Below are 14818 nucleotides of genomic sequence, written 5' to 3' on the forward strand. Positions count from 1 at the left end.
ATACAAAAGTAAGTTCTTCAAATAACTATTCTGCAAGTTAAATTAGCATATAACATAACTAAAAGTTATAGTTATCGAATATATACTTTTCAAAAAAGTCCATATGGCTCGACTGAAACCCTGTTCGGGAAACAAAATAGAACCACCGTTCAATGGCCAAATCCTTAACATCGATGATTTTAAGTTTGTTGTTCATTAATTCCTCAGTAATAGCATGGATAGATACAAAGGCATAATTATCAGAATGAAGCAGGTAATTCTTGATGGCTTCGGTACTGTTCAACGTAACTACGGTATTCAGCTTACCAATAATATGTTTCTTCAAATATTCGTGCAATATTTCTTTGGTGCCCGAACCCATTTCCCGCTCAATAATGGGTACTTGTTTTAGAACGTTTATATCAATTGTATCCTTTTTGCCCGTAATGTTCTTTGCATTGGTCACCAGTACAATTTCGTCTTTCACGAATTTTTTAAAATGCAATTTTGGATTTGTATTCTTGCCTTCCGTAATCCCGAAATTCAATTCTTGGTTCAATATCAGTGCTTCAATTTCTTCTGAATTTCCACTCGTGATCTTAAAATGTGTTTTCGGGAATTGGGTCCTGAACTTTGCAATTACCTTGGGAATAATATAATTGGCCAAGGTTGTACTAACCCCCAAGTTTATCATATCCGGAAATTCCTCATTTTTATGTAGAAACTGATTTTCCATTTGGGAATATATTTCCAGAATTTTATTGACGTAAATCAGAAAAGCCTTACCGTCATTGGTCAACTCAATAGAATTTCTTTTCCTAATAAATAAAGTCACATGATACTCTTCCTCTAGATTCCGAATAGACTTGGATACCGCTGGTTGGGAAATGAACAACTGTTCGGCCGCCTTGGTAAAGCTCAAATGGTTGGCAACGACCTTAAATATGTGTAACTTGGTTTTCATTGGCTTTTTTACAAAATTACATGAAAAAGAACCTTAATCAACAAGGCAACAATGCGGTTGACCCTAATGTTTCACCTCCTAAAACCCTAGAATTCGGTATAAAAGCCACTCACTCATTTGACCAACACTATGAATCCTTTTTCACCAATCTATATGCTCGTCTATAAATTGAACAAGACTTTCTGACATATCTTCCTGCTCCGATATACTCGGGTGCCCAGGAGTACCTTTGTACGGAACAAAATGGGTGTACATTCTGGAATCATTCAATCTGGAAACAGCCTGCTCTATATATGAAGGCCATTTAGAGCCTTCCTGAGTGGCATCCATATTACCAAGCATACAAATAATATGTGCTTTGGGGTACTTATTTCTAATCGATTTTACAAACTGTGAATATGTATTTATGATATAGTCTTCAGTAGGAGGTTGTGTGCCGAATTTAGCAATGAACTGCTCAAAATCAGGTTTTTCAACCAACCAGGAATCGTTCTGAAATAAATTGACCACAACAATATCGGGTGTATATAGTGAGAAATCCCATTTACTATCTGCATTTTCTGGATCTAGCCTATCATAAAGTTCCGGCATCGTCATAGGAAACCAACTGACCGTAATCCCAATTCCACTTTTACAGATACATCGATAATCGGCCTTGAAATGTTTTGCCGTTAAACGGGCATAACTGCGGTAATTGTTCGTGTACGTACTATCGGGACTGTCCGCTCCCGAAAAATCCTCTACTGCATAACCTGCAGTAATGGAATTGCCATAAAACTCCATTCTGCGATTATAGGATTCGGGTTTGGGCAGTATGTTCGCATGCCCAGCTATCTTAAAACCATGGAATATTGTTTTTCCCCTATCCCATTCCGTTCTTTTAAAAAGTTCAATGCTATGATTCCCTTTTGATAAACCAGATGCCAAAAGATAGGTCTTTTTAATCGTATCGGGACGTAAAATAAAAGGCTCCTCATTATCAACGATCACGTTAAAATAATTATCACCTTTTTCATCTTCCAATACTGTGGATATAGCTTTGCCCTCAAAATTCATTTTTATCGAGGTCCCCGACCAATACAACCCTACCGCCTTACTTTTTAAGGTATCGATCCTCCCGGAATAACCCAATTTAGGACTTGAATAATCAACGTATAAACTATTTTTTGTTGTTGAACATGCGGCTATCACCAGTAGTCCCAATACTATGAAAAAACTTCTTTTACCTGCTAGCATCCTATTGTAAATTGGAAAGTAATTTTTATGATCAATCCTTAAAACCGGTTACGATCTTAATTACATAGCAAGTTACTCCAAAGAAGCCAAATGGTCAATTGCTTTTTGTAATAATGTTTTCAATTTTGTAGGCTTTGTAACGTTCAGCTGAATGGTCTTACAATCATTAAAGTGCATAAAGCATTCCAACTCCTTACTAAAGGACTCAACGAAAGCATCTATCTTCGTTAGTGATGGTTCCAGAAAAACCGAATGAACTTGTAAAATGGAAGTCTTCCTATCTGCCTTACAATCCATACGGGCGACCAATGTACCGTTCCATAATATCGGAAGTACAAAATACCCGAATTGCCGTTTTGCCTTAGGCACATAACATTCGAGCAAATAATCGAACCCGAACAGCTCTCTTGTACGTTTGCGTTGTATAAGAAGATTATCGAATGGAGATAGTATTTTAAGTTTACCACGCCCCAATGAATTATTCAACAACTCTAATGATTCCGGTAAAACATAATACAAAACCCCGTTGACCTCAACCTGTTTCAACTCGCCACTGAATAACATTTCCTTCAGGGCAACAACTACTTGTTTTTTGGTGTTCTTAAGCAAATAAGTTATCTCAGAAGCCAGCCCCAAACCGTTTGCCCTGAGATATTTTGCGATTAAATACCTCATGTATTCCCCTTCATTGGGCATGGTTGTGTCTACATGCCCGGGCAATACCCGCTCGGTAAGATCATAAACCTTATGAAAATTTTTGCGGGACGAAACCATAAGCTCCCCTTGCATGTACAAATTTTCCAAAGCCTGTTTGGTAGTTTTTGTTTCCCAAGCCCCCAATTTCTTGCCTTTATGCCCAAAATCCTTGGCCATTAACGGCCCTTCCGATTCTATCCTTCGAAGTACCGACTTCATCAATTGCTTATCACGCGAATACCAATGGCTTTCCTTTCCAATAGCTATAACCTGTTTTCGTGGCAAACTAAATCGATAATCCTTCATCGGTAAATATGCTGCTGCGTGGGACCAATATTCAAATATTCGTCTTTTACCCATCAAGGTTTCAAGGTGGGTCTTTTTATATCGAGGGTTACGACTGTACAGTGTATGGTGGTGCGCTCGTTGAACGGCTGATATCGTGTCGATCTGTATATACCCAAGATGCTCAATGGTATGCAAAGTTGCATCCAGGGCACTCCCTTTATGTTTTATTGGCGGAACCCTTTGGGACAATAAAACCAATTTTTGTGCTTGCTGAATCGTTAGTGCTTCCAAACTCTTTGTCATTAATACTTCTTGTATTGGCAAGATAATAATTGTTTCTGCTACCCACTACGATTCCAGATGTTTAAACACTGTTCTAATCCAAGTCAAAAAAACATTGCCCCCCAGGTACAAGCTCAACGGTAGTCTCGTTTTTTTTGTTTTTCTTTATAGAGCCATTACCTTTTTCCAGACTGTAGTGTTGACAGAGATTCCCTCTTTCAAATTCCTTAATCGGGTCATTGCACTCCGTTCTCCGGGGTAATACGTTTTATCCCCTGTATTCATAAGTTCAACATCATGGGTATATGCTATGATTTCTTCAAGGAGTTTTTCCTGTATGTCCCTATCACCAAAAACCGCTGGGTAAATACATAGGAACACTTGGGAAATTCCTGTTTCAAATTCCCTTGTTCCAATTTTACACGTAGAGTCACCGGCTGATAATAAAGTGGCCAACATATCCAAAATCATTGAAAGTGCGGAACCTTTCCAGTAGCCAATGGGCAATCCTCTTTCTTTTATCAAAATCTTTTCAGGATCATTGGAAAGTTCATTATTGGCATCCCAACCTCCAGGAAAAGGCAATTTTTCACCCCTTAACCTATACTCGTTGATCTTTCCGAATGCAAATTGGGAAATTGACATATCCAAAATCACATGCCCCTGTTCCCGTGGTATTGATATCACAAGGGGATTATTGCCTATACGGCTGTCTTTACCTCCCCAAGGTGGCATGTTCGGTTGCGTATTCGTAAAAAGGATTGAAATGCAATCGGCATCTGCCGCCTGTTTTCCGTATGTACCACCCCTCATCCAGTGATTCGTGTTGCGTAATGCCACCAATCCCATCCCGTGTGATTTTGCCAGCTCTATTGCCCTATTCGTACACTTTGTTGCATTGATAATGCCTGCACCAAAATTGCCGTCCCATCTTTCCAAACTTCCAAAAGTTGCCACTTTTTCCGCTTCGGCCTCAATTTTAACCAACCCTTTTTCGACATATTCAATAAAAAGGGGCAACCGGTTGATACCATGGGAATTTACACCGACCAAAGTACTCTCTGTGAAGACCTTGGCCAATAATTCTGCTTTCCCTTCCGCAAATTTATATTTTACAAACAGTTTGTAAAACACATCTTGCATTTGTTCAGGCTTAATTCGCATGGCTTCCTCGGTCATCCTTAAATAGTTTACAACGTATTGGTATAAAAATAGTTTGTCAATTGATCAAATGAATCAAATCGTAAATTATAATCCATCGTGTCCCCAAAGCCATAGCTTACAAAACCAAAGGGAATATCCAATAATTCACATTGCTTTCTGTCCGAATCGGTATCACCGATATATACCGGTGATTGTAAATGATATTTATCGATCAGATATTTTATATTTTCATGCTTTGGCCTATAATTCATACCATGGGCCATGGTATCGGTAAAATATGCTCCGATATGGGCCCAATCCATAAAGTATTGGATTGTAAATTCCGGGCAATTACTCACTATGAACAGTTTGTACTTTTCCGCCAATTTTGATAAACCCTCTTTTACACCTTCATACAATACACCACCGTCAGTTTCAATACGTTTATATTGTAACTCGATTATTTCCCTGTAGACTGTTTTTCTTTCAACGGCCGTGAATTCTGGAAGGATCAACGCTAAAAAAGGTTCTTCTTCCATCCCCATATATTTGAACAAATCCTTTTTTGTAACACTTCGTTTAATCCCATGGGCCTTGAAAAAATCATTGAATCCTTGGGCATAAGCATTTACCCCATCCCATAATGTACCATCCATATCGAACAGCAAAGCATCAGGTTTCAAAATTGTTACCTGTTTATCCATTCCTTTTATTCATTACGAACACCCAACTAAGATTACGCACTGCGTATAATATCGGTACGTCTTTTATCCACTTTTCAAATAAAGTCGTAATACAAAGTACGCACAGTGCTTCGAATAAACAATATATCAGCAACAATTTTATCCGCTATTGTGGCCCGTGCAATTTTCATGTCATAGGTTGGGATTACTAATGCCCAATCAAACGATTCCTTTTCCTTATTTAACACGAAAATCAGTTTATATATCCTCTTTTATGATGTTTAGGAGAAAGAAGAGAACGCTAACTAATCAGGAGCATTAAAAAATAAAAGCCCCTTAAAAAGAGGCTTTATACGAAACGATGATCAATTCATCAGTTATTTTGACCGGTGTGTTATTTAAACAAAGCTAATTCCATGTTTTCCACAAATTTCAGATACCTTTTCAAAGTCCGGAGGACCGGCAGGTAGTTTTGCCAATTCGGCAAACATAAACTCTATTCCCGAAGGGAAAGCGGAAGTAATCATCTTGGCCTTTTCAGTCCCCACAACTTTCCAAGAGTGCGATAAGTTCCTAGGTGCATAAGCAATATCCCCTTCATTTAAAATAGTGGTTTCCCCATTTACCATAATCTCGACCTGCCCTTTGACAACCCTGAATATCTCATCTTCATTGGTGTGGATATGCAGGGGAATACCAACCCCTGGTTCTACATCAGAGACCCATTCAACAATTTGGTTCCCCGTTTCAGCGCCTATTAGCTTATGGGATTGTATATCCCCGATCACATTGAATGTTTCGCCTTCACCATCCTTAACGATCTTAGGACCAATATTCCCTGAAAGTTCGCTATTCCCGCCAGTATCTTGGCATTGTACCATAATAGGAAACAAAGTAAGTCCCAAACCTAATCCCGAAGTCTTTATAAAATTTTTCCTGTCCATAATACTATTAGTTTATGGCAAATTAGAATTTAGCCCTTTGGCAAGCAATGTGAAAACCACGGTAAAACAGTGGATTTTAGGAACTCTTACAACTTTCTCAATACCGAAGGTGTAATTCCGGTGTGTGATTTGAAAAAGTAACTAAAATAATCCGGGGAAGAAAAACCCAATTCAAAGCTGATTTCCTTTATACTTTTATCGGAAAACTTTAACTCGTGTCTTGATCTCATAAGCAACTGTTCAACGATAACATGCTTTGAACTTACCGACAAAATCTCTTTGACACATTCATTCAAGTATTTCGGTGAAATATTAAGAAGGCGGGCATAATGGCCAACATCATGGTATTCCAATACAAGTTTGTCTACCAAGTTCTTGAACTTATAGACAATATTCGTTTTGGCATTTGTATCAGTGATCACCGTTTTTATATTGCATTGCCCATCGCAATAAATAAAAAAAGTATTCAGTAGGGAAAGAAGGGCGTCTTCCCTGTGGTTCAATTGGGAACCCAAGAGTTCATCGATCATTTCCAGTATCGATTGTGTTCTTTTTTCTATACCTGGACTTAATTTGAACAAGGGAATTTCACCTGAGTTGAACAACCTTACCGTATTAATATGTAAGTTGTTCAACAAGGGATCATTAAGGATTTCCTTTGATAGGTATAAAATATATCCCGCTGCCGACACTCCATCCTTTTTTACGATTTTCATAGAATATTTAGGATCAATAAAGAAAATTGAATTTGAGACATTCTTATATATTCTCTTATCTATTTCCAATATTTTGACCTTTTCCTTGATCCAACAAACGGCATAATGTTCGCCCATTGGTTTCAAGGTTGTCCCTTTCAATATTTGTGATATGTTGATAGAATCAGCTTTCATTTTTTAGCATTTGCCCTGTATAATTTGTGACACAAAACGAAATCACTCTTAAGAACCAGAACAGGAAACTGCTTAAAGTTAATGATTTATGGATTACAAATCCGAACAACCTCCCAGATTACCATCATTCGGTAATGAAAGGCAACTACCTATCTGACCAAACCGCCAATACATTACCAGAAGGGTCCTTGAAATGAAATCTACGTCCGCCGGGAAAAGAAAAAACATCCTGTGTTATCTCGCCCCCAAGCTCTACGATCTTACTTTTTATGCTTTCTAAATCATGATGGTACAAAACAACCAATGCCCCGTTTATTATTTCATTTTCAGTTTTTTCAAATCCACCTTCAAGACCACTATCAGAAAAAGCGATATAAGTTTCCCCGTAATCTACAAATGTCCATTCAAACGAATCTTTATAAAACCTCTTTATTTCCTGTAGGTCCTTAGCTTTGAATTCAATATAATTTATTTGATTGTCCTTGGCTTCCATGTTCACAGATTTTATGTAATTCTTTTTACCAATTTGATTAAAAAACAGCTTTGACATGCAGATGCACATAAAACTATTTATAAATACCCTTAGTTCAATAAATTTTGTGATTATTTATATTTCAACGCCATTCCAGATAAGACTTTTGTATAAAAACACATGTTTCATGGGTTATTTTTGTATTTTTAAAAATTGGTTAACCAATTTAATTTTTATTCTAAAAGATAAGGATAGTCGTGCCTATTCTTATTTTGACTATAAGTGTAGTGCACAGTAAAATTCTTAACAAAATGAGTATAAAAGGTACATTAGATCTTGATCGGACCAAACAAAGTAGAAAAGATACGATCCAATATATAAATCTGCAATTATCGGCGCTTGGCCAACCGATTTACCAGGATGATGAGAACGCGGAAGAAAAGTTCTGCAATCCGAAATTCCAAGAATTGACGAACGGATTGATCCAGAATTTCCGCGAAAAATCAAGATTATTATCAACCCATCTTTCTCCTGCCGATTCCAGGATACAACAATTCTTGAATGAATATTTAAAAGAAGAATTGAAAGGCGACTTTATAAATTTACCAAACGATACATTGGTCTTGAACCAAAAAGGCCATGCCAGGGAAGTTAGCCTTCCGCCGAACGGTAATACCTTCATTAGTGACGATATTTCTTCTTACCGTATAAAACAAGGTATTTTAAACAATCCTATTCACGATAAGAGGACCACAAAAGGTACCTTTCATATCGTAGAAGGTTCATTACCTGTTCCCTTGGATAAAAAAGAAGTACCGAAAATAGCCTTCAAACATTTTTTGAAGGCTGCCTTTAACCCGTCTGACAAATTAAAGGTATTACCCTTTACCGCAAACCAGGAAGAACAGGCCAAAATAATGGTATCTTTCTTAATGCGCCCCATGGTCTGCCCTGAGGTCAAGGGCGTTATTTCCAAAAAGAGTTTAGAGGTTCGTTTTTTTGCCCCAGGAAGCCTAGTAAGTAATTTGGATTTTGTGGAATCCATTTTCGGAAATGCAGGCGACCCTTATTTGGCAGAAAACGATGCCGCCTTGGATACAGAACATTGGACGGGACATACAGGCTGCATCATTCTTGCGCCACAGCTTAAAACGTTGACCAAAAAAGAAGTTGGCCTACCCCATTTCGATGATGCCACGGAGCGACAAAGAAATGACGGCATGTGTTGGAAAAATGAAAAAGAATTATACAATGAAGGTAGTGCCTTCAAAATAACATGCAGGGATGACAAAGGGGTAGTCGTAACCCTTATCGCAGACAATTATTTCGGTTATTCAAAAAAAGAAATAAAAACACAGATCAGTTATTCCGCTAATTTATTCGGTCTGGTCGAAGAAGAACACTCCGGTGGGGCAATTGCCTACCCGAGGGGTGTTATGGGCGATATAGTTGATGGTAGTGCCTTTTCCGCAAAATTCGGGAATAGGTTCACATTCGAAGATGTAAAAGAACTGCTGGGAGATAGGATAGAAATACAACCATCAAATTATGCCATAGATAAAAAGTACCCCAATTTGGTCTATATTCCTGAGGATGCATACATTAATACGAATACCAATAGTATTACATGGACCTATGACAACGAACCCCAAAAACTCATATTATCCCCACTTAAAACCTACATACACCCTACAGGCAATAAGTTTAAATTGGAAAAACATAAAGCGATTTCGTTATGGCGAATCGTGAACACCTCTCCCGAGGGTGTTTTTTGCCACAAACCTTGTACGGTTTCCGGTGGAGGAAAATCAGAGATATCAAAATCCATGTTGAACGCCATCACCTATAATTCGTTCAACGTAATAGATATAGATGAAGACTTTAAAAAGGCCGATGAAATCATTGAGTACAATTACTCAACACGTTGGAAAAATTACGACCCCTCCCTACCCCCTTCCCGTTCTTTTTTAGATAAGGGAAGAACTTTAGGGTCGGCCGTTAAATTACTGACACCATCGGATAAGAACAATGACGCGTACAATGAATTTATTTCGAATATTCCAGTACATATCAGATCATTGGTACTTTTCGTAAAAAGGTTATACAGACAGGATCACGGGGAGTTGAACTGGAAAGACTGCATGTCCGTTCAAATCATAAACGGCCAAAAAGGAACGGAATTATGGTATTTCGACAATCCTGTGGTAGGTAGTTACGTTCGTATAGGATTTAACCAAGAAGGAAGCTGGATGTTGAATAAACTACGATCTGACTTCTCCGCTTCGACAAAAATCCAAATGGAGGATGATATTTCGGCATCGATTACGATACCAAGAAATCAGCTTAAAAATTTAAATCCGTTATACCCCAACAAAAGTTTAAAGGTAGTGGCCAATTGTGAGTCCCATTTATTCCAAAGACCTGATGAAGCTATTGTTCGTGGATATGATGAAGGCGCGGAACGCGACTTGGTTTCTAACAATGTATTTTTGACCAATTACGAATTATTGACCAAAAAGGATGCGTTCGCGATTTATGAGGATACCATCAATTTTGATAAGTATACCCAACCGGTAAAAGACCTGATCTTAAGTGTGATCTCGAGTCCCAATGATGAAGAATACTTTGCTTTACCCTCACATACTAGGATCGTAGATGGTGAACCTACCAAAAACCCACGTTATTTAGAGCGTAATCTATTCATTAATGAGACCGAAGCAAGTTACCTTGGGGAAATAGGCGTTCGTTTATATAGAAAAGTAAAATCAGAAGACCCCGTAATCGATGTAGTAAATGCGGTATTGCCGGGAAGAAGGAACAATCCCGTGGATAAAAAAGCGGGCATACGGCCATTAGCCGTATATAACCCGATACATTATCAGGAAACACCGGAATTGTTCATGGATTTCATCTGTAGCCTTACCGGTAAATCCCCTTCTACTACTGGTGCAGGTTCCGAAGGTGCATTGACCAAAGGTCCTTTTAATATGTTGACCCCGACAACGGACTTGAACAATGCCCTGCTGTCCCATATTTTAACCGAATCCAATGCATTCAGTACGGCTGCGGGCTATGTTGGTGCCGATAATAAGGTAGACCATGATATTAGCCTTCTGATCCCTGAAATCTGGGCACGCATGGAATCTAAGGATAGAGACCCAAAAGCTTTGATAGCCAATGGTTCGTTGGAAAAAATCGATGATTTTGAGTATAATGGCAAAAAAATATTGGCCAGTAGATTGGGTTACCGTATTACGAGTACCTTCTCTTTACGTTGTTTAAACCGTTTGTTCGATGAACCAAATGCCGTATTCAACGAAAAGATGTTGAAACCCGAATTACAGGGCATGGAAGATTATGTCGATGGTATCAACAACATCGTAGAAGCACAACAAAAAGTGGCCCTACGCTATTTTGAGGACGGCAGTATCGATGCTGCGATTCCGCCTTTGAAAATACTATTGCATATGATGGCCTATGGCCATTATGAAGGAAAGGAAATGAGCGACCCTGAATTACGGGGATATTTTGAAAGGGAATATGTCATAAACAGTGATTGGTACAAAGAAAGGTTGAAATTGAAACAACAGAAGGATATTCAATTCTATACCAAACAAAAAAACTACCTTGACGAATTTATCACTGATCCGAACAATGGATTATTGGTAGATAAAATGGACTTGAAAACCCGTTTAATGAATGTAGAAAATTCGCTTAAGGATGTTAGTTCCCCTGCCTATATTGATAGTTTGGAAGGCACTATTGGCGCCGACCCTTTATGTAGGAAATAGGTCTTTGACCATCAAGACCAATGTATAAAAATACCACCTCAAGATTTTCATGTTTTGAGGTGGTTTTTTTAGCTTTAACCCTGAATAATAAATTGTTAGAAGGGTGATCTCATTATTTTTAAAAATCTTATAAAAATTGATTTTAAGAATGTTAATTAAAAAAATCAGTTGTCTGTGGAGCAAGACCAAAAAATACATTCGACTTACCTTCGAACTTATGTAAATCCATAAGCAATTCGAATCCGTACTTTGTTTTTTCAAAAATGAATTTTCGAAAATTGTCAGTTTCTCTTATTAGTTCTTAATATGCTTTACAACGGTAGGGTTCGCATGTTTGATTATTGATTCGAAGAATAGATATTATAGTTTGACTTGGGGAAATTTCAAGAAGGGATGGAATGTTCACCGCAAGAAAAAATACCCGAAGTTCACCCAAAAACGTTCGCAAAGTGTGGTAAACGAACCCACTTTGTCCGCATTTACAAAACTGGTCTTGACAGCCTTATTCGATAAAACAAGCTAAAGGAATACTTAAATCAGGTTTAGCTAATGATTGGCATTTTGGCTTTGCATTATGCCTATTTGTTTTTTAGCACAGTTTTTTTAAATTGATTTTATTTCGAAAACATATAACAAACCTATGCTATAGATAACGTTGAATTATTCCAAAAGTTAAAGAAAAAGCATTCCCATTAAACAACTTAACTCAATTAAGATAAATTTTTCAAAGCCTCGATAATTTCATCGGGCTCTGAACGAGTCCTATAGTCAACATTGACATAGCGCCATGTAACCAAACCGTCCTGTCCTAATATAAAAGTTGCGGGTATAGGCAAAACATTACCGTTACCATTATTTATTTTATCCAAATCAAGCTTACGATCTACTCGCATATGTTCGGCCAAAAACTCTGGCACCTCCCATGCAACACCATATTGCATGGCAACTTTTGCATCTTGGTCAGACAAGACAATAAAGTCCATCTTACTAATCTCATCCTTTGTCAAAGACCCATCCGGTACTTGAGGACTAATAGCAACCAATGTAGCACCTAAAGCATGGATTTCATCTAATCTAGCTTGTAAGGCCCTAAGTTGTAAGTTACAGTATGGGCACCAATTACCTCTGTAAAAAGTAATGACAACTGGACCTTTCTTTAATAAAAAATCTAATGAAATTGATTTCCCTTCAGGATTAGGCAACTCAAAATCAGGAGCTTTCTGTCCTATTTTGATGGCATCTTTACCTTGTTCAAAAGCTTTTTCTTGTTTAATAATATCATCAACACCCCTCATGAACTCTGGATTAGCTTGTCGTCCTGATTCAATTTTAGCCTCTGTCAGTTCTTTTAATTTCTTCATTTAATTATTATAGTTGTAAATACGTTATTCAGTTATAATGCTTTGTCCTCTACCACAACAAAAATCCAACCTTTTTTTGTTTACCTGTAACTTATCCATATGACAATAAATCAATCCCTTATATCCGCGATGGGATTACAAAGGTTTATTGACAATACTTTTACATCTCACAAAAAACTCTGAATGGCAAGATCATAACTCTGTAGGCCAAACCCTAAAATAACCCCCTTGGCCGCCGGTGAAATATAGGATACATGACGAAATTCCTCTCGCCCGAAGGTATTGGAAATATGCACCTCGATCACCGGGGTGGTAACGCCCCGAATGGCATCACCAATACCTATCGAGGTATGTGTATAGGCCCCTGCATTCAAAATAATACCATCATATGAAAAACCTACTTCCTGGATCTTGTTAATAAGCTCCCCCTCGATATTAGATTGGTAATAACCCAATTCCACCGATTTAAACTTGGCCTGCAACTGCCCAAAATACTCCTCAAAAGTGGTACTCCCGTATACTTCAGGTTCCCTTTTACCCAAAAGATTCAGATTGGGCCCATTAATGATCATTATTTTCATTGTAAATTCTTTTTGCCTCGATACTACTACGGCACGTGTAACAGCACCCCCAGCACACCACTCGAAGTCCGTTCGTGGTTTTACAGCATAAATGTATCGATTTATATGTAATAAAAAAAGGGGAGCCATCTAGCTTCCCCTTCCTCTATTTAATTTTATTCGGTTATAACTTTTTTTATCTACTGCGTTTTGATTTGAACGTATAAAGTACCCCAAGGTTCAAAGTGTTCCAAATGGGGCCATCCAATTCTACCGTGGAATATGAAAAATTGACCTCGGTACTGGGGCCCATAAGATACCCGATAATGGGTCTATAAAACAATCCTCCATCATTACCGTCATTGATACCTACGGCATACCCACCTTCAACCCCAAAGGAGAATGAATTTGAGGTCCATATGCGAACCGCGGCGGCCAATGGTAAAAATTGTACATCGGGAAAATCGGCCTCAATAGCCTCTGAACTGAAACTTTCGGCGAAACCATTGATAAATCCCGTAGAAATTCCAACATCTATCGTTTCGTTCACGGCATACATATAACCGACATCCAACCCGAGGGTCAGGGTTACGGCATCATTAAAGTCGTTGATGGGCAAGCCCCCGTGGAATCCTAGTTTAAAGCCTTCTTGGGCGAAAATTCCGCTCCCCAATAAAAGGAACATCAGGGCAATTAGGTTTTTCTGCATTGGTCTGGTTTTTTTTGGTTTTGGTTTTTTCTACCTACCAAAACGCTTTCAATTGCCTTTTGTTGCAGCTAACCACGGAAAATTCAACTAGAACAATAGACTTAGTAAACGGAACCGAAATTAATTGTTTACAAAGTAATAGGACAGACATAAAAAAACGACCCGTTCCGGGGTCGTTATAATGCAATAATCAGTGCTTCTTTAGATGTAATAGCAAGCAGTATTAGACTTTCGTTAAAGATTCAAGCAGCTTATGCTGACTATTTTGGGGGTAAGGCTAAATATAACAATGATATACTAACTGAACAATTTGGAAAAGAAGGTATAGTATACGCAGAAGGGGATTACTATTCTTGGACAGGAACACCTAGTGGACCAACAACAATGACCATAACATTGTCATATAAAATAATGGACTGGGACACTACTTTTATAAAGAATGGGCGTGATTGGCAACAGTCAGGTTCTTATGTTCAGTATGTAGTTTCAGCTATTACAGTTATGGGAGCTGTTCCAATAGGAGTTGGAATTAATAGATTTAGTGCTGCAATTGGAATAGCTGGCGCCGGAATGGAATCGTATGGTTCGGGTAATTATTGTATAGTAGCAAAATCAAGTATAAGTTTTGGAGCAAGCCTTTTTGTTAATAAATTAGGTGATACAAATAAACATATGAGTGAATGGCAAGCTGCAGTTAATGGCGATATGTGGGGTTATATGACAGGAACTACATTATCAAGAATTGATTAACTTTAATTATTAAGTATAAAAAAAACCATAATAAAGCTAATATTTTTAAAATTGTCCCATATGCTAGGTT

The 14818-nt window shown here is 38.0% G+C and carries 13 protein-coding genes; 2 read left to right on the top strand and 11 right to left on the bottom strand.

Annotation, left to right across the window (positions count from 1 at the left end):
* Window positions 1-58: 58 nt before the first annotated feature.
* The 8 genes from R3X28_RS10610 to R3X28_RS10645 all read right to left on the bottom strand — a co-directional run bounded on the left by R3X28_RS10610 (window position 59) and on the right by R3X28_RS10645 (window position 7598).
* Window positions 59-943, bottom strand: a complete 885-nt coding sequence (locus tag R3X28_RS10610) for a LysR substrate-binding domain-containing protein (RefSeq protein ID WP_317664229.1) — start codon at window positions 941-943, stop codon at window positions 59-61.
* Window positions 944-1084: 141 nt separating this feature from the next.
* Window positions 1085-2179: an SGNH/GDSL hydrolase family protein gene (locus R3X28_RS10615; RefSeq protein ID WP_317664230.1), complete on the bottom strand. Its 1095-nt coding sequence runs from the start codon at window positions 2177-2179 to the stop codon at window positions 1085-1087.
* A 72-nt stretch (window positions 2180-2251) separates the two neighbouring features.
* A complete protein-coding gene (locus R3X28_RS10620; protein WP_317664231.1) occupies window positions 2252-3466 on the bottom strand; it encodes a winged helix-turn-helix domain-containing protein in 1215 nt (404 codons plus the stop codon).
* Between the two features lie 144 nt (window positions 3467-3610).
* On the bottom strand, window positions 3611-4624 hold the full coding sequence (yiaK, locus tag R3X28_RS10625) for a 3-dehydro-L-gulonate 2-dehydrogenase (RefSeq protein WP_317664232.1): 1014 nt from the start codon (window positions 4622-4624) through the stop codon (window positions 3611-3613).
* An 11-nt stretch (window positions 4625-4635) separates the two neighbouring features.
* The gene (locus tag R3X28_RS10630; protein ID WP_282056199.1) at window positions 4636-5292 is read right to left on the bottom strand and encodes an HAD family hydrolase; all 657 of its coding nucleotides are present in this window, start codon (window positions 5290-5292) and stop codon (window positions 4636-4638) included.
* A 377-nt stretch (window positions 5293-5669) separates the two neighbouring features.
* Window positions 5670-6215, bottom strand: coding sequence for a cupin domain-containing protein (locus tag R3X28_RS10635; protein WP_317664233.1), 546 nt, complete (start codon window positions 6213-6215; stop codon window positions 5670-5672).
* A gap of 86 nt (window positions 6216-6301) precedes the next feature.
* Window positions 6302-7105 (bottom strand): helix-turn-helix domain-containing protein, encoded by an 804-nt coding sequence (locus R3X28_RS10640; protein ID WP_317664234.1) that lies wholly within the window; start codon window positions 7103-7105, stop codon window positions 6302-6304.
* 145 nt (window positions 7106-7250) lie between these two features.
* A complete protein-coding gene (locus R3X28_RS10645; protein WP_317664235.1) occupies window positions 7251-7598 on the bottom strand; it encodes a VOC family protein in 348 nt (115 codons plus the stop codon).
* Between the two features lie 290 nt (window positions 7599-7888).
* Here R3X28_RS10645 and R3X28_RS10650 point away from each other — a divergent pair, with 290 nt between their 5' ends.
* Window positions 7889-11368, top strand: coding sequence for a hypothetical protein (locus tag R3X28_RS10650; RefSeq protein WP_317664236.1), 3480 nt, complete (start codon window positions 7889-7891; stop codon window positions 11366-11368).
* 710 nt (window positions 11369-12078) lie between these two features.
* Here R3X28_RS10650 and R3X28_RS10655 read toward each other — a convergent pair.
* From R3X28_RS10655 to R3X28_RS10665, 3 genes are all read right to left on the bottom strand, one after another.
* On the bottom strand, window positions 12079-12729 hold the full coding sequence (locus R3X28_RS10655) for a peroxiredoxin-like family protein (RefSeq protein ID WP_154368392.1): 651 nt from the start codon (window positions 12727-12729) through the stop codon (window positions 12079-12081).
* Window positions 12730-12896: 167 nt separating this feature from the next.
* A complete protein-coding gene (gene aroQ / locus R3X28_RS10660) occupies window positions 12897-13310 on the bottom strand; it encodes a type II 3-dehydroquinate dehydratase (RefSeq protein WP_154368394.1) in 414 nt (137 codons plus the stop codon).
* Window positions 13311-13485: 175 nt separating this feature from the next.
* Entirely contained in the window at window positions 13486-13998 is a 513-nt protein-coding gene (locus tag R3X28_RS10665) for a hypothetical protein (RefSeq protein WP_317664237.1), read from the bottom strand.
* Window positions 13999-14409: 411 nt separating this feature from the next.
* Between R3X28_RS10665 and R3X28_RS10670 the strand changes: the two genes are divergently transcribed.
* Window positions 14410-14748 (top strand): hypothetical protein, encoded by a 339-nt coding sequence (locus R3X28_RS10670; protein ID WP_282056191.1) that lies wholly within the window; start codon window positions 14410-14412, stop codon window positions 14746-14748.
* Window positions 14749-14818: the final 70 nt, after the last annotated feature.

Source organism: Maribacter sp. TH_r10 (assembly GCF_033101095.1).
GTDB classification, from domain to species: domain Bacteria; phylum Bacteroidota; class Bacteroidia; order Flavobacteriales; family Flavobacteriaceae; genus Maribacter_A; species Maribacter_A luteus.

Excerpts from the sequence above, each read along its gene's own strand:
- R3X28_RS10665 (WP_317664237.1), bottom strand. The coding sequence starts at position 13,998 with ATGCAGAAAAACCTAATTGCCCTGATGTTCCTTTTATTGGGGAGCGGA.
- R3X28_RS10610 (WP_317664229.1), bottom strand. The coding sequence starts at position 943 with ATGAAAACCAAGTTACACATATTTAAGGTCGTTGCCAACCATTTGAGC.
- R3X28_RS10650 (WP_317664236.1), top strand. The coding sequence starts at position 7,889 with ATGAGTATAAAAGGTACATTAGATCTTGATCGGACCAAACAAAGTAGA.
- R3X28_RS10670 (WP_282056191.1), top strand. The coding sequence starts at position 14,410 with ATGGACTGGGACACTACTTTTATAAAGAATGGGCGTGATTGGCAACAG.
- R3X28_RS10655 (WP_154368392.1), bottom strand. The coding sequence starts at position 12,729 with ATGAAGAAATTAAAAGAACTGACAGAGGCTAAAATTGAATCAGGACGA.
- R3X28_RS10640 (WP_317664234.1), bottom strand. The coding sequence starts at position 7,105 with ATGAAAGCTGATTCTATCAACATATCACAAATATTGAAAGGGACAACC.
- R3X28_RS10645 (WP_317664235.1), bottom strand. The coding sequence starts at position 7,598 with ATGGAAGCCAAGGACAATCAAATAAATTATATTGAATTCAAAGCTAAG.
- R3X28_RS10620 (WP_317664231.1), bottom strand. The coding sequence starts at position 3,466 with ATGACAAAGAGTTTGGAAGCACTAACGATTCAGCAAGCACAAAAATTG.
- R3X28_RS10630 (WP_282056199.1), bottom strand. The coding sequence starts at position 5,292 with ATGGATAAACAGGTAACAATTTTGAAACCTGATGCTTTGCTGTTCGAT.
- yiaK (WP_317664232.1), bottom strand. The coding sequence starts at position 4,624 with ATGACCGAGGAAGCCATGCGAATTAAGCCTGAACAAATGCAAGATGTG.
- R3X28_RS10615 (WP_317664230.1), bottom strand. The coding sequence starts at position 2,179 with ATGCTAGCAGGTAAAAGAAGTTTTTTCATAGTATTGGGACTACTGGTG.
- R3X28_RS10635 (WP_317664233.1), bottom strand. The coding sequence starts at position 6,215 with ATGGACAGGAAAAATTTTATAAAGACTTCGGGATTAGGTTTGGGACTT.
- aroQ (WP_154368394.1), bottom strand. The coding sequence starts at position 13,310 with ATGAAAATAATGATCATTAATGGGCCCAATCTGAATCTTTTGGGTAAA.